This is a genomic window from Pseudomonas sp. MWU16-30322 (assembly GCF_020515535.1).
Taxonomy (GTDB): domain Bacteria; phylum Pseudomonadota; class Gammaproteobacteria; order Pseudomonadales; family Pseudomonadaceae; genus Aquipseudomonas; species Aquipseudomonas fluorescens_H.
Genome location: NZ_JAIWYL010000012.1, coordinates 78,244 through 105,170, shown reverse-complemented (window position 1 = coordinate 105,170; position 26,927 = coordinate 78,244). Strand labels below are relative to the sequence as shown.

At 57.6% G+C, this 26,927-nt stretch carries 36 protein-coding genes, 1 tRNA gene and 2 pseudogenes; 32 read left to right on the top strand and 7 right to left on the bottom strand.

Going from position 1 to position 26,927, the window contains the following annotated elements; translation table 11 throughout:
• Positions 1-43: 43 nt before the first annotated feature.
• From LCH64_RS23540 to LCH64_RS23475, 14 genes are all read left to right on the top strand, one after another.
• A complete protein-coding gene (locus LCH64_RS23540; protein WP_226501411.1) occupies positions 44-634 on the top strand; it encodes a hypothetical protein in 591 nt (196 codons plus the stop codon).
• Between the two features lie 57 nt (positions 635-691).
• Positions 692-1,195, top strand: coding sequence for a DnaT-like ssDNA-binding protein (locus tag LCH64_RS23535; RefSeq protein WP_226501410.1), 504 nt, complete (start codon positions 692-694; stop codon positions 1,193-1,195).
• 33 nt (positions 1,196-1,228) lie between these two features.
• On the top strand, positions 1,229-1,402 hold the full coding sequence (locus LCH64_RS23530; protein ID WP_226501409.1) for a hypothetical protein: 174 nt from the start codon (positions 1,229-1,231) through the stop codon (positions 1,400-1,402).
• A 44-nt stretch (positions 1,403-1,446) separates the two neighbouring features.
• Positions 1,447-1,815 carry a hypothetical protein gene (locus tag LCH64_RS23525; RefSeq protein ID WP_226501408.1) on the top strand — a complete coding sequence of 123 codons (369 nt, stop codon included), beginning with the start codon at positions 1,447-1,449 and terminating at the stop codon, positions 1,813-1,815.
• Positions 1,812-2,408 carry a hypothetical protein gene (locus LCH64_RS23520; protein ID WP_226501407.1) on the top strand — a complete coding sequence of 199 codons (597 nt, stop codon included), beginning with the start codon at positions 1,812-1,814 and terminating at the stop codon, positions 2,406-2,408. Before LCH64_RS23525 ends, LCH64_RS23520 begins: the two co-directional genes overlap by 4 nt.
• Positions 2,405-2,821, top strand: coding sequence for a phage tail terminator-like protein (locus LCH64_RS23515; RefSeq protein ID WP_226501406.1), 417 nt, complete (start codon positions 2,405-2,407; stop codon positions 2,819-2,821). The genes LCH64_RS23520 and LCH64_RS23515 overlap by 4 nt, the downstream gene beginning before the upstream one ends.
• 70 nt (positions 2,822-2,891) lie before the next feature.
• Positions 2,892-3,548 (top strand): phage tail protein, encoded by a 657-nt coding sequence (locus LCH64_RS23510; RefSeq protein ID WP_226501405.1) that lies wholly within the window; start codon positions 2,892-2,894, stop codon positions 3,546-3,548.
• Positions 3,549-3,551: 3 nt separating this feature from the next.
• A complete protein-coding gene (locus tag LCH64_RS23505) occupies positions 3,552-3,932 on the top strand; it encodes a phage tail assembly chaperone (RefSeq protein WP_226501404.1) in 381 nt (126 codons plus the stop codon).
• Positions 3,933-3,979: 47 nt separating this feature from the next.
• Positions 3,980-4,252 (top strand): DUF1799 domain-containing protein, encoded by a 273-nt coding sequence (locus LCH64_RS23500; RefSeq protein ID WP_226501403.1) that lies wholly within the window; start codon positions 3,980-3,982, stop codon positions 4,250-4,252.
• A gap of 27 nt (positions 4,253-4,279) precedes the next feature.
• Positions 4,280-7,330, top strand: a complete 3,051-nt coding sequence (locus LCH64_RS23495) for a phage tail tape measure protein (protein ID WP_226501402.1) — start codon at positions 4,280-4,282, stop codon at positions 7,328-7,330.
• Entirely contained in the window at positions 7,330-7,668 is a 339-nt protein-coding gene (locus tag LCH64_RS23490) for a phage tail protein (RefSeq protein WP_221614771.1), read from the top strand. The genes LCH64_RS23495 and LCH64_RS23490 overlap by 1 nt, the downstream gene beginning before the upstream one ends.
• Before the next feature lie 9 nt (positions 7,669-7,677).
• A complete protein-coding gene (locus tag LCH64_RS23485; RefSeq protein ID WP_226501401.1) occupies positions 7,678-8,427 on the top strand; it encodes a phage minor tail protein L in 750 nt (249 codons plus the stop codon).
• A gap of 2 nt (positions 8,428-8,429) precedes the next feature.
• Positions 8,430-9,215, top strand: coding sequence for a C40 family peptidase (locus LCH64_RS23480; protein WP_226501400.1), 786 nt, complete (start codon positions 8,430-8,432; stop codon positions 9,213-9,215).
• A gap of 2 nt (positions 9,216-9,217) precedes the next feature.
• Entirely contained in the window at positions 9,218-9,364 is a 147-nt protein-coding gene (locus LCH64_RS23475; protein ID WP_226501399.1) for a hypothetical protein, read from the top strand.
• A 283-nt stretch (positions 9,365-9,647) separates the two neighbouring features.
• Here LCH64_RS23475 and LCH64_RS23470 read toward each other — a convergent pair whose 3' ends face one another.
• On the bottom strand, positions 9,648-9,896 hold the full coding sequence (locus LCH64_RS23470; protein ID WP_226501398.1) for a protein L: 249 nt from the start codon (positions 9,894-9,896) through the stop codon (positions 9,648-9,650).
• Positions 9,897-10,027: 131 nt separating this feature from the next.
• Between LCH64_RS23470 and LCH64_RS23465 the strand changes: the two genes are divergently transcribed.
• The 6 genes from LCH64_RS23465 (at position 10,028) to LCH64_RS23440 (ending at position 12,499) form a co-directional block, all read left to right on the top strand.
• A complete protein-coding gene (locus tag LCH64_RS23465; RefSeq protein ID WP_226501397.1) occupies positions 10,028-10,432 on the top strand; it encodes a GNAT family N-acetyltransferase in 405 nt (134 codons plus the stop codon).
• A 77-nt stretch (positions 10,433-10,509) separates the two neighbouring features.
• The gene (locus tag LCH64_RS23460; protein WP_226501396.1) at positions 10,510-10,851 is read left to right on the top strand and encodes a hypothetical protein; all 342 of its coding nucleotides are present in this window, start codon (positions 10,510-10,512) and stop codon (positions 10,849-10,851) included.
• Between the two features lie 16 nt (positions 10,852-10,867).
• The gene (locus LCH64_RS23455) at positions 10,868-11,197 is read left to right on the top strand and encodes a hypothetical protein (protein ID WP_226501395.1); all 330 of its coding nucleotides are present in this window, start codon (positions 10,868-10,870) and stop codon (positions 11,195-11,197) included.
• 2 nt (positions 11,198-11,199) lie between these two features.
• Positions 11,200-11,598, top strand: coding sequence for a DUF2846 domain-containing protein (locus LCH64_RS23450; protein WP_226501394.1), 399 nt, complete (start codon positions 11,200-11,202; stop codon positions 11,596-11,598).
• Between the two features lie 26 nt (positions 11,599-11,624).
• A complete protein-coding gene (locus LCH64_RS23445) occupies positions 11,625-12,233 on the top strand; it encodes a tail assembly protein (protein ID WP_226501393.1) in 609 nt (202 codons plus the stop codon).
• Positions 12,230-12,499 carry a hypothetical protein gene (locus LCH64_RS23440; RefSeq protein WP_226501392.1) on the top strand — a complete coding sequence of 90 codons (270 nt, stop codon included), beginning with the start codon at positions 12,230-12,232 and terminating at the stop codon, positions 12,497-12,499. The genes LCH64_RS23445 and LCH64_RS23440 overlap by 4 nt, the downstream gene beginning before the upstream one ends.
• Here LCH64_RS23440 and LCH64_RS23435 read toward each other — a convergent pair.
• Positions 12,477-12,701 carry a hypothetical protein gene (locus LCH64_RS23435; protein ID WP_003225208.1) on the bottom strand — a complete coding sequence of 75 codons (225 nt, stop codon included), beginning with the start codon at positions 12,699-12,701 and terminating at the stop codon, positions 12,477-12,479. The genes LCH64_RS23440 and LCH64_RS23435 overlap by 23 nt on opposite strands.
• A gap of 130 nt (positions 12,702-12,831) precedes the next feature.
• Between LCH64_RS23435 and LCH64_RS23430 the strand changes: the two are divergent.
• The 8 genes and pseudogenes from LCH64_RS23430 to LCH64_RS23395 all read left to right on the top strand — a co-directional run bounded on the left by LCH64_RS23430 (position 12,832) and on the right by LCH64_RS23395 (position 20,283).
• A pseudogene (locus tag LCH64_RS23430) lies at positions 12,832-16,398 on the top strand (phage tail protein).
• Complete coding sequence (locus LCH64_RS23425) at positions 16,395-16,748, top strand: hypothetical protein (RefSeq protein ID WP_226501391.1); 354 nt, start codon at positions 16,395-16,397, stop codon at positions 16,746-16,748. The pseudogene LCH64_RS23430 and the gene LCH64_RS23425 overlap by 4 nt, the downstream one beginning before the upstream one ends.
• Positions 16,745-17,407 carry a hypothetical protein gene (locus LCH64_RS23420; protein WP_226501390.1) on the top strand — a complete coding sequence of 221 codons (663 nt, stop codon included), beginning with the start codon at positions 16,745-16,747 and terminating at the stop codon, positions 17,405-17,407. Before LCH64_RS23425 ends, LCH64_RS23420 begins: the two co-directional genes overlap by 4 nt.
• A gap of 26 nt (positions 17,408-17,433) precedes the next feature.
• A complete protein-coding gene (locus tag LCH64_RS23415) occupies positions 17,434-18,438 on the top strand; it encodes a hypothetical protein (protein WP_226501389.1) in 1,005 nt (334 codons plus the stop codon).
• Positions 18,438-18,788 (top strand): hypothetical protein, encoded by a 351-nt coding sequence (locus LCH64_RS23410; protein WP_226501388.1) that lies wholly within the window; start codon positions 18,438-18,440, stop codon positions 18,786-18,788. The genes LCH64_RS23415 and LCH64_RS23410 overlap by 1 nt, the downstream gene beginning before the upstream one ends.
• A complete protein-coding gene (locus tag LCH64_RS23405) occupies positions 18,781-19,074 on the top strand; it encodes a hypothetical protein (protein ID WP_226501387.1) in 294 nt (97 codons plus the stop codon). The genes LCH64_RS23410 and LCH64_RS23405 overlap by 8 nt, the downstream gene beginning before the upstream one ends.
• Before the next feature lie 56 nt (positions 19,075-19,130).
• Positions 19,131-19,456, top strand: a pseudogene (locus LCH64_RS23400) (cell wall hydrolase); the annotation flags it as partial.
• A gap of 152 nt (positions 19,457-19,608) precedes the next feature.
• Positions 19,609-20,283 (top strand): SGNH/GDSL hydrolase family protein, encoded by a 675-nt coding sequence (locus tag LCH64_RS23395; protein ID WP_226501386.1) that lies wholly within the window; start codon positions 19,609-19,611, stop codon positions 20,281-20,283.
• A gap of 174 nt (positions 20,284-20,457) precedes the next feature.
• Here LCH64_RS23395 and LCH64_RS23390 read toward each other — a convergent pair whose 3' ends face one another.
• Positions 20,458-21,633 (bottom strand): acyltransferase, encoded by a 1,176-nt coding sequence (locus tag LCH64_RS23390; protein ID WP_226501385.1) that lies wholly within the window; start codon positions 21,631-21,633, stop codon positions 20,458-20,460.
• Positions 21,634-21,774: 141 nt separating this feature from the next.
• Here LCH64_RS23390 and LCH64_RS23385 point away from each other — a divergent pair, with 141 nt between their 5' ends.
• Entirely contained in the window at positions 21,775-22,200 is a 426-nt protein-coding gene (locus LCH64_RS23385) for a cell wall hydrolase (RefSeq protein WP_226501521.1), read from the top strand.
• Positions 22,200-22,703: a lysis system i-spanin subunit Rz gene (locus tag LCH64_RS23380; protein ID WP_226501384.1), complete on the top strand. Its 504-nt coding sequence runs from the start codon at positions 22,200-22,202 to the stop codon at positions 22,701-22,703. Before LCH64_RS23385 ends, LCH64_RS23380 begins: the two co-directional genes overlap by 1 nt.
• Here LCH64_RS23380 and LCH64_RS23375 read toward each other — a convergent pair.
• Positions 22,693-23,376: an SOS response-associated peptidase family protein gene (locus tag LCH64_RS23375; RefSeq protein WP_226501383.1), complete on the bottom strand. Its 684-nt coding sequence runs from the start codon at positions 23,374-23,376 to the stop codon at positions 22,693-22,695. The two genes, LCH64_RS23380 and LCH64_RS23375, sit on opposite strands and share 11 nt — an antisense overlap.
• A gap of 22 nt (positions 23,377-23,398) precedes the next feature.
• Entirely contained in the window at positions 23,399-24,124 is a 726-nt protein-coding gene (locus tag LCH64_RS23370) for a hypothetical protein (protein ID WP_226501382.1), read from the bottom strand.
• A 328-nt stretch (positions 24,125-24,452) separates the two neighbouring features.
• Between LCH64_RS23370 and LCH64_RS23365 the strand changes: the two genes are divergently transcribed.
• Positions 24,453-25,517, top strand: a complete 1,065-nt coding sequence (locus LCH64_RS23365) for a fimbrial protein (RefSeq protein ID WP_226501381.1) — start codon at positions 24,453-24,455, stop codon at positions 25,515-25,517.
• 53 nt (positions 25,518-25,570) lie between these two features.
• Here LCH64_RS23365 and LCH64_RS23360 read toward each other — a convergent pair whose 3' ends face one another.
• Complete coding sequence (locus LCH64_RS23360) at positions 25,571-25,780, bottom strand: hypothetical protein (protein ID WP_226501380.1); 210 nt, start codon at positions 25,778-25,780, stop codon at positions 25,571-25,573.
• A gap of 199 nt (positions 25,781-25,979) precedes the next feature.
• Positions 25,980-26,067, bottom strand: a tRNA-Ser gene (locus LCH64_RS23355).
• Positions 26,068-26,189: 122 nt separating this feature from the next.
• On the opposite strand from LCH64_RS23355, the gene LCH64_RS23350 reads away from it, so the two are divergent.
• Positions 26,190-26,861, top strand: coding sequence for a Bax inhibitor-1/YccA family protein (locus LCH64_RS23350; RefSeq protein ID WP_003224442.1), 672 nt, complete (start codon positions 26,190-26,192; stop codon positions 26,859-26,861).
• Positions 26,862-26,927: the final 66 nt, after the last annotated feature.

Genomic DNA, 26,927 nt, shown 5'->3' with positions numbered 1-26,927 from the left:
CTGGCCCTTACAGCGGCCAGCAATGGCCGCTACGGAGACTTTTATGGAACTGGTTTACTCCACTCAAAACTCGGACTTCGATCCGGAAAAGCGGTACCGCAACCCAGCGCACTTTGATCGACCTGAAGCGGGTGTGACCCACGCAGTTGTGATTGGCGACTGGCCGAAGGTGGTCGAGGCTTATGAGGAGCAGGGCGTCGAAGTTTCTTTGTTGAAACCGCTGACCAGCCAGCCAGGTGAATCGGATCGTGCCGACACCATCGCCAGTCTGGAGCAGGACAACGCCATGCTGCGCGCCGAGCGCGACGGCATCCTGCGACTGATTCAGGCCGCCGAGGGGCAATCGGAGTTGGAACACCCGGGCGCCGGCGAACTGCCAGTCCGCTTGTTCGGTGCTCTGAAAGAGATTAACGAGGGTTTCGAAGCTCTCACGAGCGAGCGTGACAACCTGGCGAGCGAGGCCGAATTGCTTCGCGCTGAAGTCTCGCGCCTGAAGGCTGCTGCAGAGCCAGTCGACAATGCCGAAAAGATCGCTGGCCTCAAAGCGCAGCTCGACGCCGCCAACGTGACGTATCGGGCGAATGCTTCGGTAGAATCGCTGGAAAAGGCAGTTGCTGACCTGCAGCAGGCGTAATAACCCGGGTGCCCGGTAACGTGGCACTCGATCCAGAACACCACAGCGAGCTGATTCATGACTCTCATCATCGAGGACGGTACCGGCAAGCCTGACGCCGAAAGCTACGCATCTGCCGAAGACTTGGCCATGTACGCCGTGAAGTTCGGTGTGACCATCCCGGCGGAGGTTCCAGCGCAAGAAGCGCTGCTGCGCCGGGCCGCGCTGGCAATGGACGGCATGACGTGGAAAGGGCGAAAGTCCAACAGCGAGCAGGCTCTGTCCTGGCCACGCCGCGGCGTCGAGCTGGATTACGAGATCAAGCCCGACAGATATCTGCCAGCGCGGATCCAATACGGACAGATGGCGTTGGCCGCCGAGATCCACACCGACGACGTCGACCCGATCGAGAAGCGCAAAGGCGCGGTCACGCTAGAGCGTGTCGAGGGCGCGGTAACTCGCGAGTACGCGACGATCCCGAACACCAGCGGCCGACTGTTGCCGGCGGCGCCGGATCGCCCGAGCGCGACGCAGTTTGCCGACTACCTGCAAAAGCGTGGTTTGTTCGCTGTTCGGGCCTGATACATTGGTCTGATCACCGTCAGGTAGCCGACCATGAGCATCGAAGACGAAAAGTTACGTTTGAAATTCACTGATGAAGAATGGCTTGAGATCGAAATTCAAGCTGCATCTATGAAGATGAGCGTCCAAGAATATCTGCGGATGATTCTAAAGGAGGGCATCGCCGAAATGATCGGCGAGCCTGATCCAGCCAAAACTCTTCATTAAAAATTCTGACGGCCTGAATTCAGGCTAAAACGCTTGGAGCCACCATGGCCTTCTACGACGAAATGGCCGTGATGGCTCTGGAGATGATCACAGAGTTCGGCCAGCCCGTGACCATCAGCAAGACGGTGCCGGGCGAATACGATCCAGATATCGGCGGCGAAGCTCCAGGCGTGCCCGTGGAGCAGACCGCCCAAGGCATCCTTCTCGACTTCACCGGTCAGGAATTCCAGACCAACAGCCTCATCAAGCAGGGCGACAAGAAACTGAAGATCGCCGCGCAGGGGCTGGAATGGGTTCCGGGTCTGCTGGACAAAGTGATCATTCAGGGGTGCACCTGGTCCATCGTGCCGCCGTTGAAAGAGGTGAATCCCGCCGGGACGCCGATCCTCTATGAGTTGCAGGTGCGGTCGTGAGCCGGGCGGGTGCCGGCCAGTCCGGTAGCTTTGCGCTGAGCCTTGCCGAGTTTGCAGCCCAGACCAGCGAAGCCATCGACGCGAGTGTGCGCGAGATCATCATCGAGGTCGGCAGTAGCCTGATCCGCATGTCTCCCGTGGGTAACCCGGAGATATGGGCGCAGAACGCTGTCGCGGCCCAGTACAACAAGGCCGTTGACGTCCACAACTCCGCGCTGCGCAGCGATCCTGCCAACCTGACCAAGGGCGGCAGGCTCAAGAAGGGTCGCAAGCTCAACGACGGCATGGACATCGTCGCACCGGAAGGCTATGTCGGCGGCCGGTTCCGGGCGAACTGGCACCTATCCATCGGCGTGGTCGAGAATGTCACCTTCGACGAGGTGGATCCTAGCGGCGCCGAGACCATCGCGGCATTGGTCGCCGCCATCAGCGACTTCACCGCCGGCCAGATGGTCTACCTAATCAACAACTTGCCCTACGCGATCCCGCTAGAGTTCGGCCATTCCACACAGGCCCCCGGCGGCATGGTCCGGGTCACCGTGGCTCGCTTCCAGCAGATCGTGCAGGAGGCCATCAGGAACAATCAGGTATGAGTCACGCGATCATCGCCTCGATCTATGAGGCAAAGCTCATCACTTGGAACAATGCCAGGCCGCAGAAGCTGAAGATCGTCTTCGAGAACACGGTCTACACGCCAGCAGCGGATGAAACTTACCTGCGGGCGTTTACGATACCGGGTGATACCACGAGCAACACGATCGGCGGCGATCACCGGCTGTTCACAGGTGTGTTTCAAGTCAGCATCATCGCGCCGGCCGGTACAGGGAAAGCAAAGACGAATCCTATCGTCGATGAGCTGACAGGCCTGTTCCCTCTGTATGCTCGGGACACGAAAGGGGCTGTGACTGTGGTGACTATGTCGCCAGTTGATCCGGGCTCAGGCATCACCGGCGATTCCGCGTACACCGTTCCGGTCTCGTTCACCTATCGAGCCGACACCAACTAATCCGCCCATTGGGCAAACCCAGAACCCGCCATCGAGCGGGTTTTGTCATTTCTGAAAAGGGGAATCACCCATGGGCTACAAAATTCCGAACGGCGGCACTTTCCAGCACGCTGCTACCTATGCCGCTGCATTGGCGTTCGCTTCCATCACTAACGCTACAGAAGCGGTGGCCACGGTTGTGGGCGGTACTCTCGTCGCTGGCGATATCGTTCTGCTGACATCTGGCTGGAGCAAGCTCGACAGCAAGGTGGTCCGAGTGAAGGCGGCGACTGCTACGGCGATCACGCTGGAAGGCATCGACACCACCGACACCCAGATCTTCCCGGCCGGTGGTGGTGCGGGCACCATGCGCAAGGTTCTGACCTGGGTGCAGATTCCGCAAATCTCCGACGTTGCCTTCTCCGGCGGTGAACAGAACTACCTCGACGTGGTTTTCCTCGAGGATGACCAGGGCAAGCAAATTCCGACCGACAAATCGGCAGCCAGCATGGTGCTGACCTTGGCGGATGACCCTGCTCAGGACTTCAACAAGGTGCTGATGAAGGCTGATGCCGGCAAGCAGGTTGAGGCTGCGCGCCTGAACCTGCCGGGCAATGACACGCTGCTGTACGGCGCTTACACATCGTTCTCCAAGCAGCCAGCAGTTTCCCGCAACAACCTGCTGACTCGCACTGTGAACCTGGCTCTTCAGGCCGAGCCGACCCGCTACCTGACCGCAGTGGTGTAACCCATGGCAAAAATCAGAATCGCCCAGAATCCGACGTTCCAAGCAATGGTGCTGATCCCGATCGTTGGCAGCGCGCCTGAAAAGATCGAGTTCACGTTCAAGTATCGCGACCGGCTGGAACTGGCCGCGCTTTTCGATGAGTGGAACGAGAATCGCAAGGAAGCCTTGGTCGCGCTCGGGGATCAACCATCGCTTTCTGAAGTGGTTGCTGCTGATGCAGCCCAGCAGGTTCAGCAAATCAAGGATCTGGTGGCTGGCTGGGCCTTCGACGACAAGTTCGATGAGAAGAGCATCACCGCGCTGGTGAAGTCGTGCCAAGGCGCAACCGAGGCGGTAGTCGAAGCCTACCAAGGCGCCTACAACCAGGCCCGCCTGGGAAACTGACGGACGCCGCGCGCGCACTTTATGCGCCAGCGGCGCCGGTTGAGTTGATGAGCATGTTCGGCCTCGCACCGGGCGATCTGGAAGAGGAAACAGAGGTCTGGCCATGCAACTGGCCGGCCTTCCTATTGTTCAACCGAATGTCCACGCAGTGGCGGGTCGGCACCGGTGGTGCCATCGGTCTTGATTACAACTGCATTCGAGACGTCGCCGGCTTCCTTGGCATCAAGAAAAAGAAACTCGCTGAAATCTTCCCTGACCTGCAGGTGCTGGAAGGCGAAGCCCTGCGCGTCATGGCGGAGGAAAGGGAAAACAGCCCGTAATTACGGGCACTTATTCAGGGTGAGTCGATGAACATTGCAGAGCTCGGCGTCAAGATCGACTCGGCCGATGCAATCGAGGCCAAAACGAGCCTTGATGAAATGGCAAAGGCCGGTGGCCGGGCCGAGCAGTCCGCCGTTTCGCTGATGAACGAAATGCAGGCGCTGGAGAAATCGCTTTCTACCAGCGCCAAGACCACACAGGACCTCGCCAAACAGCGTGATGCGTTGGCGAAGCTGACTAAGACCGGCGCCTATGGCGAAGCTGAAGCCGCGAAGATCTCGGCGCAGCTCGACAAGCAGCAGGTAGCGCTGGCCAAGTCGGCAATGGATGAACAGAAGGCACTGAACAGCCTGCTGGGCGCCATTGACCCGGCTCGCGCTGCGCTGGCGAAGCTTGATACCCAGGTCGAGCAACTGGGCAAACATCTAGATGCCGGCCGGATCAGCCAGGACGAGTACAACACCGCCCTGAGCAAGATCGACAAGGACTACGACAAACTCAACAGAACCACCACTGGCTTCGACGAGCTGCGCCTAGGCACTCGTCAGGCACAGGAAAACGTCGTTCAGCTGGGCAATGCGCTTTCCTCGGGCGACTGGGGGAGCGGTGTACGAGCGGTTGCGCAGTTGGGTGCTGGTGCGGGCGAGGGTGCCGCAGGCTTGCTTGCGATCCTCGGGCCACTTGCGCTGGCCACCGCCGCTGTGGGTGGACTGGCGTACGCTTTCTACAAAGGCAGCGAGGAGCAGGACAGCTACAACAAATCGCTGATTCTTACCGGCAACTACGCCGGCGTCAGCGCTGGCCAGCTTGGCGACATGGCGCGTCAGGTTAGCGCCACAGTTGGCACCACCGGCCAAGCGGCTGAAGTTCTGGCGCTGCTGGCGGGCAATGGCAAGATTGCGGGAGAGAGTTTCACCGGAATCACCCAGGCTGCCGTGTCGATGCAGGAGGCGACTGGCAAGGCCGTAAGCGAGACGGTTGCTGAGTTTTCCAAGCTTGCCGACGATCCAGTCAAAGCATCTGCCGCGCTGAATGAGCAGTACCACTATCTGACTGCGTCGGTTTACTCGCAGATCACCGCGCTGGAAAAGCAGGGCGATCATGCCGGTGCTGTGAAGCTGGCTACCGAGTCGTTTGCTGACGCGATCAACGAGCGCACTCCGAAAATTCTGGAGAACCTGAGTTTCTGGGAGAAGGGCTACAACGCTGTAGCGCGTGCCGCTGATGGGCTGAAGAACATCGGGCGTAGCGATATTGGCGCCGATATCGAGCAGGCTCGTCGGGATCTATCCCGGGCTCAGTCCGGTGATGTCGGCCTATTTCAGAACAAGCAGGAGATGATCGATCTCTACCAGAATCGACTCAACATGCTTGAGGATCAGAAGGCTGCTGAAGCCGATATCGCCAAGTGGCAGGGAGAGCAGGCAAAGGCCCAAGGGGAAGCCATCTCGTCGATGGCGAAGGTGGACGCACTCACAAAGTCAGCTTGGACGAATGAACAGAAGCGCACCGAGGCGATCAAGGAGTACAAGCGACAGCTCGAAGATATCCGCAAGGTCGCGCCCAACGACCCTCGCCTGAATCAGGCCGCGATCGACAAGAACCTGGCGAACATCAACGACCAATTCAAGGATCCCAAGGCTGCCGGAACTCAGGTCGATTTGACCATCTTCAACAATGCCAAGAACAACCTGACAGCCATAAGCGAAGAGTACAAAAGCGCCCAGAAGGAGCTGGACGCCGCGCAGAAGGCTGGACTCATTTCTCAAGCCGACTATGCCCTGAAGCGCGAAGCGCTGATCGGCAATGAGCGCGACGAGGTGACAGCGGCCTACGAGGCTGAGATCGCCGCACTGGAAGCCGCCAAGGCGAAAAAAACCACCTCTGCTGCGCAAAGCATCCAACTAGACCAGAAGATTGCCGATGCGCGAGCGGGGATGGTCAAGGCGCAGAAAGAGGCGGACAGCCAGCTTGAGGTTCTGGCCACGAACGAGAGCGGTCGGCTTGCTCGACAAGAGCGGTCGATCACGACCTACGTTCAGGCACTGGCCCAGCAACAGAGGGCTCTGGAGTTGGCAGGACAGCGCGCCGTTCTCGGCGTCGGCCAGGGCGATCGTCAGAACGCTCTCAACAACGAGCTGAACAGCCAGCAAGACCGGTTCGCACAACAAGCGCTGGAACTCGCGAATCAGAAGTCAGATCCATCGCGGAATATGTCGGAGGAAGAGTTCTCCCGCAAGTCGCAGGCGCTCGCCGACGCGAACAAGGCGGCCACCGACCAAATCCGCCAGAACTACGCGGATGTGGAAAAGGCGCAGGGTGATTGGACCAAAGGCGCGACATCGGCCTGGGCCAACTACCTGGACTCGGCGAGCAACATTGCCGGCCAGACGAAAACCCTGTTCGGCAACGCCTTCAGCTCGATGGAGGATGCGGTCGTCAACTTCGCCATGACCGGGAAGCTATCGTTCGCCGACTTCACCAAGTCCATTCTGGCGGACATGGCGCGGATCGCGACCCGTCAGGCCAGTTCCGCGTTGCTGAGCAGCCTTGTCGGTGCTGCCACCAGTTACTTCACTGGCGGAGGCGGCGGTAACGGGCTGGCGGCTGGATCTGCTGGTGCAACGTCTTCGAATCTCGGCGCGTCCTCGGCTGGTTATTCCAGCAACTACTTCCCGCAGGCGCTCGGTGGTGCCTGGTCGTCGGGCGTGCAGATGTTCGCAAACGGCGGCGCCTTCACCAACAGTGTCGTCAGCACGCCGACCGCCTTCGGGATGGCCGGCGGCCGAGCGGGCGTAATGGGTGAGGCGGGGCCGGAGGCGATCATGCCGCTGACCCGCACTTCCAGCGGCAAGCTGGGTGTTCTTGCTGCCGGCGGTGGCTCCGGAACTGCAATCAGCATCAGCGCACCGGTCACGGTGGTGACGCAGGATCGAGGCTCAGAGGGGATGCAGATCGACCAGCAGGCTCTGTCGAGAAACCTGCAATCGCAAATGCAAGCCGTGGCCGAGAAAGCCGTCGCTGACTCTTGGCGCGCGGGCGGTACCAGCTTTCGAAATGCAAATGGGAGGGCATGATGGCCATCGAGAAATTCACCTGGCCAACCGAGCGCGGAGAAACACCCGATATCACTTATCGGGTGCGCACCTCGAAGTTTGGCAACGGCTACGCGCAGAACGTCGGCGACGGCCCGAACAACAAAGAGGACTCCTACCCGGTTACCTGCGTCGGCCAGAAAGCCAAGGTGCTTGAGATCATGGCGTTCCTCGACCGGCACGCCGGTGCGAAAGCGTTTCTCTGGACAACACCGCTCGGCGAACTCGGACTATTCACCTGCAAAAATCCCGCTCCCACACCTATGGGCGGCGGCGTCTTCAAACTCACCGCCACGTTCGAGCGGGCATTCCAACCATAAGGGGCAATCATGCCGCTGATCAGTGATATCCAGGTGCTTGAGCCTGGCAGCGAAGTGCTGCTCTTTGAATTGGACGGCACAGACTATGGCGCGGACGTTCTGCGTTTTCACGGGCACGCAATTCCGCACACGGCAGCCGAACTGATTGCCGCCGGCGACAATGCAGATCAGCTACCGGCGAAGGCAATCTACTGGCAGGGCAACGAGTACAGCGCTTGGCCGATGCAGATCGACGGTATTGAGGCAAATGGCGACGGCACGGCGGTGCGGCCGACGTTGTCGGTTGGCAACGTCAATGGGCGCATCACTGCGCTCTGTTTGGCGTTCGAGGATCTGCTCGAGTTCAAACTGACGATGCGGCACACGCTCGGCAGCTACCTCGATGCGGCGAACTTCCCGGCCGGCAATCCAACGGCAGACCCGACCCAAGAGACGATCGAGGTCTGGTACATCGACCAGAAAACGAACGAGGACGGGGAAAACGTCAGTTGGGAGCTGGCCAGCCCGGGCGACGTCGGCAACGAGTCGATTGGGCGGCAGGCCACGACGCTTTGCCACTGGTGCCTCACTGGTGGCTACCGCGGGCCGAACTGCGGCTACACCGGACCATACGTGACCAAGGACGGAATCGTTACCGATAACCCCGAGCTGGACGAGTGCGACGCCACTTTGGGCAAGGGCTGCATACCTCGCTTCGGCGAGGGTAACCCGCTGCCGTTCGGTGGCTTCCCTGCTGTTTCCTTGATAGCGCGGAGCTGACCATGCGTAAGCACATCTTGAACGCGATCCAGGCACACGCGGCGGCCGAGTACCCGAAAGAGTGCTGCGGCCTGTTGATAGCCATGGGCCGCAAACAGCAGTATTACTCGTGCCGCAACATCTCGACCGAGCCGAACGAAGAATTCCGGATCGACCCGGAGGAATACGCGGCAGCGGAGGACCTCGGCGAGGTGATCGGCGTGGTGCACTCGCATCCGGATGCCACCAGTCGCCCGTCACCGCGCGACCTGGCCATGTGCGAGGCGACGGCCATGCCGTGGCACATCCTCAGTTGGCCCGAGGGCGACCTGCGCACCGTGATTCCTTCCGGCGAGGTGCCGCTTCTCAAACGGCCATTCGTGCACGGCGCCTGGGACTGCTGGCAGGTCTGCGCGGATTGGTACAAGCGCGAGTGGGGGCTGGGGTTCGAAGCCTTCAAGCGCGCTGACGGCTGGTGGGAGAGCAAGGACAACACCAGCCTGTACGAAGCGAACTACGAGGCAGCCGGCTTCTACCGAGTCGATCAACCGCAGCGCGGCGACATGATCGTGATGGAAGTGGGGCGCACGGTTTACCCGAACCACGCCGGGATATTCCTCGGTACTGATCCGGCGTTGCCGGGAGAGGATGCTGCGACGTTCGGCCCCGGGCCTTTCCTGCTGCATCACCTGTACGGCAGGCCGTCAGAGGTCATTGTCTTCGGCGGGCCATGGCTGGACAGGACGCGCCTGATTCTCAGGCACAAAAATGCAAGATTGCTCAATAATGCGATTTGTCGCAGGAGGTAGGTATGGAAAATTCAGATTCGCTTGAAAAACGAGTTTCTCCTCTTGAAGAATGTGTGGAGCAGCAAACCGCTGACAACAGCAAAATGCAGCTCCACGCCGAGAAGCTTGCCGAATTTATCGCGGGGCTTTCGGCTGCTCATCACGAATGAGGCATGCTGATTTCGCGGTCTCGATTACTTTGTTGTAGGTCGCATAGCCGCCTTGTCCATCATCTTTATGAGTTGATCGCATCTCTTCGACCAACCTGACAAACAGCTCATGATCGAGCGAGTCGGTTTTCCTCACAGATGCAATTAACGCTGTCACGATTTGGCTGAGTGCAATTACTGTTTCGCTTCAAGCTGGGTTGCTCACATTGACCTCCAGGTCATTAACGCGCCGAAATTGGCGCAATCCCAGTCCTTGGGCTTGCAGGCAAAGGACTGGGGGAATTCAGCTTGTTTTAGTTCTCACGATCAGTTGCCAAAGGACTTCTACCGAAGAATCAGCGTGCTGATGCCTGTTTTGAGGGGGAAATGGCTGACCAGCATTCGACGTGATTTCGTCACCGCACCCTTGGCAACGATAGATTCCAGAAACCGGAACCGTGTCGCCGATCTCGTAGAGGGTGGTCCAGTGGGCGTGTCCGGGCGAGTTAGTTTCACTGATGTATCGACGCGTGGCTTGAGTTACGTATGCCATTGCGCTCTCCTTGAGCTTTGGAGGCATAAAGCTACTATGCCGCCACTGTTTCGAGCTACTGGGCTTTCGTCCACGCTGGATGGAAGGCCAGTGGAAACTTAAAGCTGTTTTCCGGATGCGGGGGATTGGACATGACACTCAAGCTTTTGTACGTCGCTCAAGATGAAGCGAAAAAGATCGCGGACCAACTGCTAGAAACTGATCCGGAGGCTTTTCCACGGGCGATGGACGGAAAAAGTTCGAGGAAACAAGAGTGCGTTTTGATTGAAAATAACGGGAATCCGATTGGATTCGCTAATGTGACGTCCGGGGACGGAGCTTGCGAGATTTACAGGTTTTTCATTGCGGCCGATGACCGGAATAGCGGATTCGGTAAGGCTGCTGCGAACCTGCTGATGGAGGATCTTCAGGCAAGAAAAATTTATCAGGGCTGCTATCTGGAGATCGCCGAAGACAAGATCGAGTTTTGGAATAAAGCGATTAATGATCTCGAGCTACTGAGTGATGATACCGGAATGCATTACAAAGAGTTTTGATGCCCAGCTCCACCGCACCGTTCTATTCTGGGCTTTTCCAGTGATACCTTTCCCGCTTTCCCACAGGAGTGACCTGCATGAAATTGATCGTAGGAGCGTTGGCGGTAGCGCTGTTGGCGGGTTGCTCTGATAGCGGACCAATAAAGGTTGGGCCTGACACCTACACGATTTCGACTCGGGTGCCTTTCGGCGGACCTGCCTCTGCGAAAGGCCAAGCCTTGAAGGAGGCGAACGTGTTTTGCGCCTCACAGGGGCGTGAAATACTCCTCGACCACATGCAGGCAAGTGAATGTGCGCTGCATGGTGGTTGCGGCGAAGCGGAGATCTATTTCTTCTGTTTGGCAGCCGGTGATCCTCAGTTGAAGCGGCAGAAGTACAGTCCTGATCCAACTCAGAAAATTGAGATCGACCAGCGTTGAATTTTGGATTTAGAGAATGTGTAGCCTGTCTCGCTTAAACGAACTATTTTTCGAGAACAATTGCGTTGCTGCGATCAAGCTCGAAATGGTGGATTTCAAGTACAGCCTCAGCTTGACTATGTCCTCATCGGAAGACCCAGAAACAGAGGGTGTGACGGCTGTTTTTCATGATGTCAGCTCACTGAATCTAAGCGGCTTCGGCGGCGGACTAACCCAATTCATGGACCTCGTCGTGACTCGCTTCGACCGCGGTCTGGATAGAATCCGTTACGAGCTAAGGGATATTGAGGACGAAAAAATTTCGTTCTATTTCTTCGCCTTCAGCGTGCGAGACCATAAGGAGTAAATATGCGGATTTTGATAGGGGCGCTGGCGGTAGCGCTGTTGGCGGGGTGTGCGACTTCGCCAGTTCCGTCCAGTGAAGCCGACCCGGTCCCATCGTCCCGATTGTTTGCGTTTCAAACCCCGGCGCATGGTGATTCGGTACTCATTGTCACCCGGGATACTGGCTTTGTTGGCAGCGGCTGCAATACGACGGTAAGCATCGACGGTCGCCGGGCAGCAGAAATCGCCTCAGGCGAGACCGCGAAATTCCGCGTTGCTCCAGGTGAGCACATTTTATCTGCTTCATCCTGCGGAAGCGGCCTGAAAGAAAGGGAAGCGAACATCAAAGCAGGAATCACCAAGAAATTCAGGATATCCATAGACTCAGCAATGAGCATGGACTTATCACCCACCATGCAATGACAGAAGCCGCCTTCGGGCGGTTTTTTATGTCCGGAGAAAAAGCCTTGGCAGCCACGCTCAGTAATAACCCAGCCATGACCACCATTCTTCTTTCTGGCCCGCTCATCAAGCTGTTCGGCCGTGTTCACTATCGTGAGCTTGGCAGCAGATCCGTGGGCGAGGCCTTCAAGGCGCTCAAGTGCACACTGGAAGGATTTGAGGCGGCGATCAAGGACCTTGAACGAAAGGGGATGCGTTTCGCGATTTTCAGGAATAGGAAAAACGTAGCTGAAAAAGATTTCGGCCTCGGTGGAACCCAAGAGATTCGCATCGTCCCGGTCATTTCTGGCAGCAAGCGGGCAGGCCTTCTTCAAACAATTATTGGTGCGGTTCTGGTAGTTGCCGGCTCGTACTTTGGCCAGCCCTGGGCCGTGCAATTGGGCGCTGGACTGGTAGCTGGTGGCGTCATTCAGATGCTCAGCCCTCAAGCCAAGGGTTTGAAGCAGAGCGCCTCCCCCGAAAACGCCCCGTCCTATGCCTTCGGCAGCGCCAAGAACACCACGGCCAGCGGAAACCCGGTACCGATCTGCATCGGCGAACGCCGGTGGGGCGGGATGATCATCTCGGCCTCGATCCTGGCCGAGGACAAAGCATGACCAACCATTCGACTTACCAGATCACCGTTCGCGAGCTGTATCGGATCGAGAATGGGGCTGTTTGCGGCGACGAAGCGATCGTCGCCATTACATCTCAGGGACAGGAGATCGACCGCCTTCGGTTCGCTGGGAAATGCTGCTCGGCAGACGGCTTCTCGCGCAACTACTGGGGCAAGGCCGGGCTAACCGCCTCGCTGATTTCTGGTAACTGCAAGATCGAATTCAGCGTGCAACAGCCTGGCGCTATGGCTGAATTCCGCCCATGAAGTTGTCGGTGCCAAGTTCGTGAGAGCCGTACTCCACCTGATATCCAGTTCCGCGATTCGCGGCTTCAGACTCAGCAGCGTCCTTCGATGCGTAAATGTCGATGAACTTCCAAGGCGCTGATTGAATAACGCCCCAGCCAAGCACCCAGCCAGAGTTGTCGGGATCTTTCGGCAAATTCTTCGCAAGACTTCTGATTGACATGACCGCTCCTTGGTTGTGAGAGGTCAGGAAATTACTACTCCACAGCGCGTGGTCGCTACTGGCATTTCATCCACGCTGTATGGACACCCACACCGCCCATGAGGCGGTTTTTTTATGCCTGGAGGAAAGTATGGGCGCAGCGCAACAGATCGAGATCTACGGCGAGAAGGGCGGCAGCAGCAAGCCGAAGTCGCCGGTCGAAGCCAGCGACAGCCTGCGCTCGACCAACCTGGCGAAACTGCTGATCGCCGTGGGCGAGGGTGAGTTCGACAGCATCCCGACCGATTACGACATTTACCTGGACAACACGCCGATCCGCGATGCCAGCGGCAACTACAACTTCCCGAACGTGAAGTGGGACTGGCGCCCGGGCTCAGTGGATCAGACCTACATCCCGGGCATCCCGTCCGTGGAAAACGAGACCTCGCTGAACATTGAGCTGCGCAGCGATTCGCCGTGGGTGCGCTCGATCACCAACACCCAGCTTTCCGCCGTGCGCATGCGTTTGGCGTGGCCGGCGCTGCAACGGTCCGATGACCAGGGCAACGTCGGCGGCTACCGGATCGAGTACGCCATCGACGTGGCCACGGATGGCGGCGCCTATCAGCAGGTGCTGGTGGACGCCGTCGACGGCAAGACCACCACGCGATACGAGCGATCGCGCCGCATCGATCTGCCGACCGCCACCACGGGCTGGCAGATCCGCGTGCGCCGCCTGACGCCGAACCAGAACAGCAACAAGGTCGCCGACACCATGCTGGTGGCCGGCTACACCGAAGTGATCGACGCCAAGCTGCGCTATCCGAACACCGCGCTGCTCTATATCGAGTTCGACGCCGAGCAGTTCACCAACATTCCGGCGGTGACCGTGAAGTGCAAGGCACGGCGCTGGATGGTGCCGAGCAACTACGACCCGATTCAGCGCACCTACACCGGGACGTGGGACGGCTCGATGAAGTCGGCCTGGACCAATAACCCGGCGTGGATCACCTACGGCATCTGCACTGAAGACCGTTTCGGCCTGGGCAAGCGCATCAAGCCTTTCATGGTCGATAAGTGGGAGCTGTACCGCATTGCCCAGTATTGCGACCAACTGGTGCCGAACGGCCTCAGCGGTCAGGAGCCGCGTTTCCTCTGCGACATGAACCTGCAGGGCAAGGCTGACGCCTGGTCGCTGCTGCGCGATATCTCGGCGATTTATCGGGGCATGACGTATTGGGCGTAAGGCCAACTGGTGATGCAGGCGGACATGCCGCGTGCGCAGGACTTCGACTACGTCTTCACCCGGGCCAACGTCATCGACGGCAAGTTTTCGTATGGCAGCGCCTCGGCGAAAACCCGGTACACCCGGGCACTGGTCAGCTACGACAACCCGGCGAACAACTACGACACCGACGTCATACCGTTCGCGGATCTGGATCTGCAGCGCCGTTACGGCGACCGGCCCACCGAGCTGAGCGCCATCGGCTGCACCCGCGCCTCCGAGGCCCAGCGCCGCGGCAAATGGGCGATCTTGAGTAACAACCAAGACCGCACCGTGTCGTTCAAGACCGGCATGGAGGGCGTGATTCCGCTGCCGGGCCACATCATTCCTGTGGCGGACTCACTCCTTGCGGGCCGGGAGGTCGGCGGCCGGATCTCGTCAGCGGCTGGCCGCGTGGTGACGCTCGATCGCGATACCCAGGCCAAGGCGGGTGATCGATTGATCATCAACCTGCCGGGCGGCCGCGCCGAAGGGCGCACCGTACAAAGCGTCAACGGCCGCGCCGTTACGGTGACTGTCGCCTACAGCGAGCCACCGGTCGCGCAACTGCAATGGGCGCTCGATGCTGACGACCTGGCAATTCCGCTATACCGCGTTCTGCGCACCAAGCGCACCACCGAGGGCGACTTCGAGATCAGCGCGCTGCAGTTCGAGCCGAGCAAGTTTGCCTACATCGACACCGGTGCGCGCCTGGAAGAGCGGCCGATCAGCGTGATTCCGATCACCGTTGTTCCGGCGCCGCAGAGCGTTTCGCTGACGTCGACGTCTTCGGTGGTGCAGGGCCTTTCCGTGGCCACGATGACCATCAGTTGGCCTGCCGTGGATGGAGCGGTCGGCTACGACGTCGAATGGCGCAAGGACAGCGGCAACTGGATCAAGCTGCAGCGCACCGGCATGACCAACGTGGACGTGGTCGGCATCTACGCCGGTGCTTACGTGGCACGGGTCCGCGCGGTGAGTGCGTTCGACATCTCGTCGCAATGGCGCAACTCGATCTTGACCAACCTCAAAGGCAAGGAAGGCTTGCCGCCGGCACTGAGCTATTTGACGGCCACGCCGCTGCTGTTCGGCATCTACCTGAAGTGGGGTTTCCCTGCTGGCGCCGAGGATAGCCAGCGTACTGAAATCTGGTATGGGCCCACTACCAGCTTGGACGCCGCTACCAAGTTGACTGACCTCGCGTACCCGCAGAGCGATTTCTCAATGCTCGGTCTGCGCGCCGGCGTGACGCTCTATTTTTGGGGGCGGATCGTCGACAGGATCGGCAACATCGGGCCGTGGTACCCGATCGGGATGGGTGTGCAGGGGCAGTCGAGCGCGGACGCGGCGGCGATTCTGGAGATGATCGCCGGCGAGATCGGCCGCACGGAGCTTGGGCAGGATATTCTCGACGAAATCGACAAGATCCCGGGGTTGCAGGCGCAGATTGACGCACTGGATGCGCTCAAAGGCTACGACCCGCAGGAGACCTACGAGGAGTACGACCTGGTCGTGGTGGGTAAGCGGATCTTTCAGGCGACCGGACCGGTGCCGGTCGATAAGCCGCCGCCCAACCCGGCCTACTGGCTCGATGTCGGCCAAACCGTGCAGACAGCCAACGGGCTTGCTCAGCAGGTTGCCACCAACACCGCCGAGATCACTGAGCTCGACGGCGTGGTCACGGCGCAGGCGACGGCGTTTCAGGCACTGCGCGCGGCTTCGCGAGATGACAATGGCGAGGGCGAACTGGCGGATGCCCTAAAAGGCTGGTCCAGCACTGCTGCGATTGCCACGGAAGAGAAGGTCAGAGCCTCGGAAAACGAAGCGATGGCACGGCGCGTGACTACCTTCGACGCCAAAATCGGAGAGAACGCGGCGAACATCACCGAGCTTGAAGAGGTGGTGGCCACGAACGAATCAGCGACCGCGACGAAGATCGATCAGCTGAATGTTTCCGTCGGACAAAACTCGGCGGCCATCCAGCAGACGGCCACAGCCTACGCGGACACGGCCGGCAAGCTGAGCACAATGTGGTCTGTGAAGATGCAGGTCACAGCGAATGGGCAGTACGTTGCGGCCGGAATTGGCCTGGGCATTGAGAACACCGGCGCCGGCTTGCAAAGCCAGTTCCTGGTCAGTGCTGACCGGTTCGCCATCGTCAACACCATCGCCGGAGGTGCGATCTCGGTTCCGTTCGCGGTTCAGGGCGGCCAGGTGTTCATGAACTCGGCGTTCATTCAAGACGGCAGCATCACGATGCTGAAGATCGGCCAATACCTTCAATCTGACAACTATATCCCTGGAACACTTGGCTGGAGGCTGGATAAAGCCGGCAACCTTGAGTTCAATGGTCCAGCGCCTGGGGGAGGTCGTTTAACGATGACCAACCGAGCAATCAAGGTTTTCGACCAAAACGGGGTGAAGCGCGTGCAACTTGGAGACCTCGACGCATGACTTATGGAGCGAGAGTCTGGGACGAGAACGGCAATCTGGGGATGGACACCAACAGCTTCACGTACCAGGTGTTGTGGCAGGGCGTGATTGATTTCAGCGGTACTACGCCCAGCTACACGCTCAACATCCCGGGATTCAATCCAACCAACTGCGTTTTCATGATCATCCCGACGAGGGCGCAGGATGTGCAGTCATCTGAAACAGATGGCTCTGGTAATGCAAAGTCTTATCCGTATGTGACGACGGCGGTGGGACAAGTGGTTGTTCGTCCCAAGAACCCTTCGGCCAGCGCCTCAACAATTCAATCAAGAATCGTCGCCAAAGGCTACGCAATCAGGTACGGGACATGAGGTATGGCTTTCAGAGCATCAATGACAACTCGTTTGTTCAAATCGATTCGGAGGCGCCGAGGCTCTGCGTTCTTACCAAAGGTACCTATTCCGGCGTTGCAACTGCATCAGGAACGTTTGCCCGAGCAGTGACCAGCCAAGACCCGCCAATGGTGTTCATTCGTCCTGATCAGGGCGGCGCGATTCAGGTTCCAATTTCTGTGTGGTTCACCGGCGGTCCGGGTAACTGGACTGGTTTTGCCATGAACGCATCAAAAGTCAACGAAACCCTGAGCGGTCAGTATTTCGTGGCGGCATGGGCTTCGATGGGAACCGCGGCGTACGGGATGCGACTTTGGGATGGTGCTGGCGCACTCGTTTACGACAGCGGTGCGCCGGCGGTTGTCGTCACTTTCGCTGCTGGCAACTGGACTTATCTCGGAACTGAGCAGCTCAGCGTTGGGCGCCGGTACTTATGGGGTATCAGCAAAAGCCTCGGGGTAGGTGAGTACGTGTCCCTCAATCCTTTCACGATGAACTGCCACAACGACGGTTCTGGTGGTGGCTGCGCTCTCGGGGTCGATTACGCAAACGGTCGAATCATGATGTACAGCCTCGCCTTTACAGCCTGGACCGATCAGGGCCACCGGCCATTCCTCTGCGCCAAATTGCTGGCCTGACCCTAATACTTTTCTGGAGATAATCGATGCCCTGGTACAAAACCGGGACGGTTTCTGTCGTCCAAAATTCCAATGCAGTGCTCGGCATAGGTACTGCGTTCATTGCAGGCTGCCGCGTGGGTGATGCGTTTCGCGGCCCAGATGCCGGATGGTACGAGATTATCGGAATCGGCAGCGATACGACGATTTCCATCTCGCCGAACTATCAAGGTACGACCAGCACATCAGGTACTTACGCGCTGGCGCCAATGCAAGGCTACGTGAAGGACTCGGCTGATGCGCTTCGGGCGCTGGTCAACCAATTCGGTGGGGTGATCGCCGTGCTTGGCAATACCCCGACGACCGTCGGTGTTCGAAGTGCGCTCAATCTGACCAATACGGACGGCTTGCCAGAGGGACCGACGAACAAATACATGTCCGCTAACGGGGTGCGAAGCATCACTCTGACTGGATTGGATGTTGTAACGCAGGGTGCGGTCGCTTCGACCGACACCATTCTGTCGGCGATCGGCAAACTCCAGGCTACGAAGGCGGCCAAGGGCGTAAATGCGGACATCACGCAGATCACGGGGCTGACGACCGCGCTCAGCATCGCGCAGGGCGGTACCGGCGCGACGACCGCGCCGTTGGCTCGCGCTGCGCTTGGGCTGACGATCCTCGGCACGGTCAGTCAGTCCGGCGGAGTGCCCACGGGCGCGCTAATGGAGTACGGAAGCACCGCGACGGGACAATTCTGGAAGTTTGCGAGCGGGCTGATGATCTGTACGCAGGCCGAATCGAAATCGCTCAGCTTAAGCAATCCTTATGGCGGTTCCTATTTTGATTCGGCGAGCTGGACCTACCCGGCGGCCTTTGTTGCCGGGTCGTCGCCTTCAACGTACCTGACTGCGCTTTTGTCCTCCCGTATTACTGATACAGCCTCAACAGGGACAACCAGCAATTCGGGCGCCACACTTTTTGTGCTCGATCGCAGTGGTCCGGCTGCAGGCGCTTATGCACTTAAGTGGCTCGCCGTAGGGAGGTGGTTTTGATGAATATTGTTCTGGTCCCCCAGCGCCGTGACGACACGTTGGTGATCATTAAATCAGGTGAAACGCTCATTCTGAACGGGGAAGTATTCGATTTTTCCCTCATGGGTAATGGTGACACCCTGCCACAGGCCGCTATTCACTCAGACTGGTTTGCCAGCGACATCACCCGAATCGACGGCGAGTTGGAAATCACGCTGATTTTGCCGCTCCCCATCAACTACAGCCCAGAGCAGGCGTTTCCAGCACCTCTGGAAAACGTGCCGGATGGTCGAGTTGCGTTTCCGCAACCCTTGCCGGTCCCGGCGATTGTCGACGCGACCACAGATCGGCAGGAGGTGGCTGATGAGTAATATCGAATGGTCGATGCTGGTCACGAAGGAAATGAAGGACGCCGCCGCGGCCAAGGCGCTTTTCGAACAAAAAGCTCAGGTCGAAGATGCATGGCGAGCCCGGGAACTGGAAAACGTTGCGCGCCAACTGGAGGCCATCGAGGAAGACGAGGCCGAAGAAACCCCGCCTGATCTTTTGCCCGGAACACGCAAGCAATGGCTGAAGTATCGAGGCCAGGTCAGCAACTGGAAAGCCGGCGCTGATCGCTTTCCTGAGCAGGCAGATCGCCCCGTCCGCCCCGAATGAACGAATCATCAAATAAGCCCGCCATCGAGCGGGTATTTTTTGCCTGGAGAAAAGTGATGCCTGTAACCGAAAAAGACCGCGACATCCTCGCCCGCACACTGTGGGGCGAAGCCCGCGGCGAGGGAACAGCTGGCCAGATCGCCGTGGCCCGGACGATTCGCAACCGTGTTTTCGATGGAAAAACCAATTCGTGGTGGGGCGAGGGCTACGCCGGCGAGTGCCAGAAGCCGTACCAGTTCAGCTGCTGGAACAAGACCGACTCGAACTATCAGTTCCTGATCGGCGTGAAGCAGATCCCGTTCCGTGAGCTGGCGCAGTGCGGATTGCTGCTGACCAGGTAATCGACGGTAAGGTGCCTGATCCCACGGGCGGAGCCACGCACCTGAATGCAGGGGGGCAAACTGTTTGGGCGTCTGCTCTCGTGTCACAGATGAGGGATTGGGGGCTTTGGCCGTAACGATTTCCGGGCGACGCCTGACCCAAATCTCTGTAACATTGCGGGCTGACCTATCTCTGGGAAGAGAAAATTAAGCCGTGAAACGATTTTTCCTGTTACTCCTCGCATTGGCCTCAGTTCCCGCATTTGCGGATATACAGCACACCAGATGCATTATCGCTGGCGATTCAATTCAAACTTACGTGTATGCGAAGGGGCGTCCAGGTGACGCTAGCAAGCTTACAGCGAGCCTCATCCCTACAATGACCAACGTTTCTATAGCCAACATGTCGGGCGGTGGACAGCGCATGGCGAGCGGCGGCGCACCAGGGTGGGGGCTTGCTCAAAATCTTCAAGCCCTTTGGTACGTGACTGGAAGTAAGCAACCGGACTGCATGATTATTACTCTCGGAACTAATGACTGGGGAAGCCCTGAAATTGGCCTGAAAGAATACGCGGACGCTTACAAAAAAGTCATCGATTACAGTAAAGAAAAAGGCGTGACAGTGGTCTGCGTTCTTCCAACTTGGAACAAGGAAGAGAAGGTCCTGAAGCCGCACGCGGATGGCGAGTGGACGATTCAGCAGTTTCGAGATGAAGCTGCAAAAGTCTGTGGTGATGAAGGTCTGAAAATCTTCGACCCTACGAAAATTGGACTCAAGCCATCGGATTTTCCTGATGGGCTACATATGGGTGCCCACGGCCACCAAATCTTCGCTAAAGCGTTTGTAAAGCAAATGCAGGAATGGAAAATATTCCCAACCAAAGCATAAATTTGTCTATTGAAGAGCCCGCCTTATTGGCGGGCTTTTTTATGCCTGGAGAAAGCCATGCCCATCACTCAGCAGCAGTTGCTGCAGATCCTCCCGAACGCCGGCGCCAAAGCCGGCGTTATGACCAGATACACCTAAATGCATCTGGCCATGAGGTTATGACGAATTGGTTGATTACACGAATGCAGGCTCACGGGTATTGGCTTTAGATACCAGATATTTTTTGGATTTCTCGATGCCTCGCTTCCTGAGCGGAGTCTCTACGAATCGGTAGTTCAGCTCGGCAAACACAGCGATCAAGACAATAGCGGTCACACAAAATCGGATGTTGTAGTGGGAGTCGAACTCGAATCCTACACCCTCAATCCTTGACCAAATCTCTCGGGTCAGCCAGAAGGAAGGATTGTGAACTAGGTAGATTGCAAACGACCTCGCACCGATATAGGCAAGGACGCTTCTGGTTTTTCCTTCAGGAAAAAGGTAACCGCCCTGATACGAACCCAGCCAGACAGTCACAGTACAAAGCAAAGTGACCATGGTGAAAACAAAAGGTATAACGCCACCATTGGATGGCGTTATTAGGATTGCAGCTACTAAAGCGAGGGCGGTGAAGTATTTTATTGCACTATTAGCCAGGAATTTAGGCTCTATAAGCGTATAAGCTTTGGTGTTTTTGAAGATTGCCAAACATACACCTAGCAAAATTCCATCCATGCGGGTGTAGAGTACGTGCAAGAAACTGGAAGAGTTGAAATACATAAATCCGGTTCCGATCAACACGGCAGCCCCAAGCCACATGATCCACCGAAGCTTCAGGAAGAACAGGAAGGGGAACAAGAAATAGAACTGCTCCTCAAGCGAAATGCTCCAATAGATACCATTGCTTCCGCAGAGTTTATTGCCCAGGGTGCTGGCGTAACAGCTCGCAAAGTGAATGTTCGATACAAACATTGCAACTGACAGGCCATCGAATATGTTGGCTTTTAGTGTTCCGAATATACCTGACTGATTAAATGTTACTGACAATACGCTCACAATGAAAAGCCAGAGCATTGCAGATGGGAATATCCTGTAAGCCCTGCGTATGTAAAAAGAAACCATTTCTTTCACGAACGTTGATTTGTCCTCTAGCCTTGCTGCTGAGTGAAAAGTTTTATAAAAAGCGTTAGCAATTACGAATCCAGAGATACAGAAGAATATATCGACACCGGCCCATAGCCCATATGACCAATTGCCGATTTGAGGATACCAAAATAGCAGATTTCCTAAATGACCCATGACTGGCAGGAAGACGGCAATTGCTCTTAATGCTTCTATTTCATAATTTTTTTGGTGCTTGATGACAGACATCGGGGGAGTCCCTTCATTTTTTTCGCGAGAGTTTACACGAGTAGTGAATTATTTCTGAGTAATTCAATGAGGTGCGCGCGCCGTGTGAACGCGGAATACAAGCCCGCCGTCGAGCGGGATTTTTTTGCCTGGAGAAAACAGATGACCGCAACTGAAAAAGATCGCGACGTGCTTGCCCGAACAATCTGGGGTGAGGCGCGCGGCGAAAGCCTTGCTGGAAAAATTGCTGTGGCATGGACCGTTCGCAACCGGGTGAACGATGGCAACACCAGTTCGTGGTGGGGGCAGGGCTACGCCGGCGTGTGCCAGAAGCCGTACCAGTTCAGCTGCTGGAACAAGGGTGACCCGAACTATCCATTCCTGAGTGGCGCGCGGGAGATCCCGTTCCGTGAGCTGGCGCAGTGCCGGATTGCTGCTGACCAGGTAATCGACGGTAAGGTGCCTGATCCCACGGGCGGAGCCACGCACTACTACGCGCGCAGCATGAAGGCGGCGCCGGGGTGGGCGGCGAAGGCGAAGCAGACGCTGCAGCTTGGTGGCCACGTCTTCTTCAAGGATGTGCCGTAATGGTCGTTCCGTGGCGAGAGATCGGTGCGGCCGCGCTGTTGCTGCTCGGCGCCGGCAGCGCCTGGCAGTTCCAAGACTGGCGCTACGGCCGACAGCTCGCTGAGCAGGCCAGACTGCACGGGGAGACATTGAACCAACTTGCCACGGCCGGCGCCGATGCGCAGAAGGCCGAGCAGGACAAGCGGCTGGCGCTCGAACAGCGGCTGACGGCCAGTGACAAAACCCACTCCGAGAAAATGACCAATGCTCAAAAAGACCAGGCTCTGCTTCGCGATCGCCTTGCCACTTCTGATCTGCGGCTGTCAGTCCTCATCGATGCGGGTGCAGCCGGTGGCTGTTCAGTGCCTGCCACCCCCGGCGCCGGCGGCGTGGATCATGCAGCCGTACGCGCCCAACTTGACCCGGCGCATGCTCAACGAATTATCGCCATCACCGAAACCGGCGACCGGGGGCTGATCGCGCTGCAGGCATGCCAGGCGTATATCCGAGAGCTCACTCGCTGACTGGGCGGATCAGGTCGGAGCCCTGATTTCGGACATTCCCCACCGCGCGGTCGACTTTGAACCATTCGAACACTTCGGTCGGCTCCCCCTGATGAAGAACCATCTGCTCCGCACGCTCTTTCTGCGTTGCCGGGTCCAGCCATTCACGGGCGAGCTCTGGTGACAGTACGACCGGACGCCGGTCGTGGATGTCCACCATGCCGCCGGCGCTGTCGGCGGTGATGATCACGAACCCATCGTGCTCGCCCGGCCCGTGCTCGTCGTTCGGGTATTGGCCAATGGCGGCGCACAGGATCGGCGACTGGTCCCGGTGCCTGATCAGGTACGGCTGCTTCTTCGGCCCGCCTTCGTCGACCCACTCGAACCAGTTATTGATCGCGATGATCGCCCGGTGCGGCCAGATTGCGCGGAAGAACGGGCCGTGGGCGACTTTCTCAACGCGTGCATTAATTGGCGCGGCACGATCCTTTGCCCAGTGTGGGCGCCATCCCCACCGAACCATGTCGGCGTGCAGGAACTGGCCTTCTTGGTGAAAGAGGGCCAGTTGCGCGGTTGGCGCGGCGTTGTACCGCTCGAAAGGCTGCTTCCCGGTCGAGTTGACCAGGGCGTTCGGCATGCTCAGCGCCGCCACGAAGTCGTGAATGCCGCTGTACTGGGAGAGTCGTCCGCACATTGCCAGATCCTCGCATGAGCCTTCAGCGTAGACCCGCTGGCGCTGGCTTCGTCACAAAACCTTTTCCGGCGCAGGTTGGGCAGTCATCACGCGCATCAAAGCGATCGGCGCAGGTGGGGCACATACAGAAAATCGCTGACTCGATGTGAGGGCGAACCCTTTCAAAGGCGTGTAGGTTGCGCTCTTCCTGGGCTACTTGAGCCGCATCAACCAGAGCGCGGTAAGCGTCTGGATCATCCATTGGCTTGTAATCAATCCCGCGAACGACCCGTTCGGTTTCAACCAGCCGGTACCGGCGCCCATTCAGTTCCAGAATCAGGCCCGAGATTGTCCCAATCTTTCGGGAAAGCCCCAGAGTCAGCCGCACCCCGTCCGCGCCAGAGTAAACCTTGCCGTCGTAGGGAAAGGAGGCGCCCCGTGGTTCGTCGCTTTCGAAATTGAAGATCGACCGGCTGATATTGCCAAGCAACTTTCCGGTGTCGACCTGCACGACATCATAGGTCGACGCTCCGCGATACTGGCCTGGCGAGTTTTGCAGCTCCTCCACGGCGTGCCAGTAGGCGGCGTCTGCCATCTCGTTTAAGTCGAACCGCTCAAGCTGGTCGATCAGTCCTTCTGCATACAGTGCCGCCGCGATCTGATGAAGGGTTTCACGATGCGCCTCGGGGTTTTGCATGCGAAAGTCCTGGTCGTCGAGAGTTGCGCGCCATCGCTGGAGCCGGAGGGATTTGGCTTGGTCGAAATTCATGGAAGGAGATTCGCTGTACAAATGCTGTATGCATGTACAGTAATTGAGACGAGGCAGGTGGGCGAGGTCAGCTCGACGAACTGCATGTCAGTCGTCGATTCGAACTGAATACTGAGCGGTAAGACGGGGGGATTGCATGTTCCCGGTCTTCCGAGGCCACTCCATGCGCACTAGGAAATTTCCTACAAGATGACGGGAAGCAAGCTACAGGCCTAACAAGGTTTTCCACCGAAAATCTCACCCCCGTACTGGCGTTCGCACCAGTAATTACTGAACTCGCAGTCTGATGGTCATGGTTCGATCAGGCTCATTCACTAGGGCCTGAGAAATGAAAATTGGATCACGATTACTGAGCTATGTGTGCTTGTCAGCCCTGACGCTGGCTTCGGCGCCTGCGCTAGCCATTTGCACCTGGGTTTCGGGTAACAACGCCCCCAAGCAATTGACACTTGCCGCCGGTACAGTGTTTGCACCGCGGGACGTTCCGATCGGTACGACACTGAATACCACATCGACGATGCTTCAACTTAACTTTGGCGATACGCTGAGCTGCTATGGTTCTGCCACATACAACACGACCCTTATCGGCCCCCTCGCTCTAAATGTGCCCGTCGATGTGTTGAGTGTTCCAAGCAATGCGCTGCTACAAACCAACGTGCCCGGAATTGGTTTGGCAATTTATATGACAGGCTTTGCATCAGCTTGGCAGCCACCGGTAGGCAACCCGTCCCGTTTCATTCCCTTCAACATGAGTCGCACAGCACCGTCAACGGCGACCATGTCCCAGGCCATGATGCGTTACGCGCTGATCAAGACCGGTGAGATCGCCCCGGGCACACACAGTATTAGCCAGCTGGTGGCCACTGGATCATCTGACATGGGGCATATGTTCGATTTAAACTTCACTGCCACTGTGACATTAGCCGGTTGCTCGATGCCCGCAGCCCCAGGCAACCAGATTGATGTGCCTATGGGGAATTGGGAAAAACGAGTGTTTAACGGCAAAAACTCCACCACAGATGCGCAGCCTTTCGCTATCACCCTCAATTCCTGCATCGCGGGTAGCAATTACCCGAAAAATGGGGCTAACGCTTATTTTTCGGGCAACTTCGCCAACATTCAGATTGACGGCAACAGGACCTCAACAATTATTGACGCGGACAACGGCATACTGAGTCTAACGAGTGATTCCACCGCCAAAGGCGTGGCAATTCAGATATTGCAGGACGGTGGCACCCCGATGAATCTCGGGAGACCGGTGCAACTCAATCGTGTTCTCAACGGAACCACTACGGTTCCTCTTAAAGCGCGTTATATCCAGACGGGAGATGGTCCCACTCCAGTGCCGGGGAGTGCTAACGGTGCTGCCAGTTTTTCTGTGACATACCGCTGATACCATCTCGGTCGCTGACACTTTCACAATGACAGGGGTGCTTTCGATAGCGGTCACTCGGGCGCCATCAAAACGGCCAAGGTCATCTTGATGAACTCCTCGTTTTTGTCGATCGTCCAGAGTGCTCCGCGCACGTTCTCGGCGACATCTGCCGATCCGCGCTGCTCGACCCAGTTGGACAGCTCTATGATGGCAGCCTCGAGGGCGAGCTGGTTTTCGTTGATCTTGAATAGCAGGGAAGGGAGCAAGTCGGAGTTAGGCATTTTGGTTTCCTTGGTAGCCAGGGAATGAGCGTAGCACCGTGTTACATGAAGGGTTTTTAACGATTGGCAGGACGCCGGAGAGGGGAAAGTTTTGTAACGCGTTGCAAAAAGTTTTGTAACGCCTTGGAAAAGTCCACTAAAAGCTCAACCCTCAGAAACGAAAAAGCCCTGAATAATCAGGGCTTTGTCGTATCAAATATGGCGGAGGCGATGGGATTCGAACTCATGGACCTGTTACAGTCGACGGTTTTCAAGACCGTTGCCTTAAACCACTCGGCCACACCTCCGTTGCGTTGCGGGCGCCATAATACCTGAATGAAACACACTGTCAAACTCTGTGCATGGCTTGTTACAGAGCGTCTGTTATGATCTTTGCGACTGAACGTTTCAAACCAACAGGAGTGTCGCCATGCGCGAACAGGATTACGCAGTTCACAACAGCGTGCAGGCTGAGCAGCTAGAGGTTAGCCGCGTCCTGCGCAACACTTACGGCTTACTGGCGCTCACCCTCGCATTCAGCGGTGTGATGGCTTTCGTGGCCCAGCAGATGCGCGTCGGCTACCCGAATATTTTCGTGGTGCTGATCGGCTTTTACGGGCTGTTCTTCCTTACCAACAAACTCCGTGATTCCGCTTGGGGCCTGGTGTCTGCATTTGCGCTGACCGGTTTCATGGGTTTCCTGCTTGGCCCGATCCTCAACCGTTACCTGGGCATGCAGGGCGGCGCTGAAGTGGTCAGCTCGGCATTTGCGATGACTGCGCTGGTGTTTGGTGGTCTGTCGGCCTACGTGCTGATCACCCGCAAGGACATGAGCTTCCTCGGTGGTTTCATCACCGCCGGTTTCTTCGTGTTGCTGGGTGCAACACTGGCGGGCATGTTCTTCCAGATCAGCGGTTTGCAACTGGCGATCAGCGCCGGTTTCGTGCTGTTCTCGTCGGTCTGCATTCTGTTCCAGACCAGCGCGATCATCCACGGTGGCGAGCGCAACTACATCATGGCGACCATCAGCCTGTATGTATCGATCTACAACCTGTTCATCAGCTTGTTGCAGATCTTCGGCATCATGAGCCGCGACGACTGATTGCTGTTGTGAAATAACGAAAAACCCGCTTCGGCGGGTTTTTTGTTGTCTGCGAAAATACAAGCG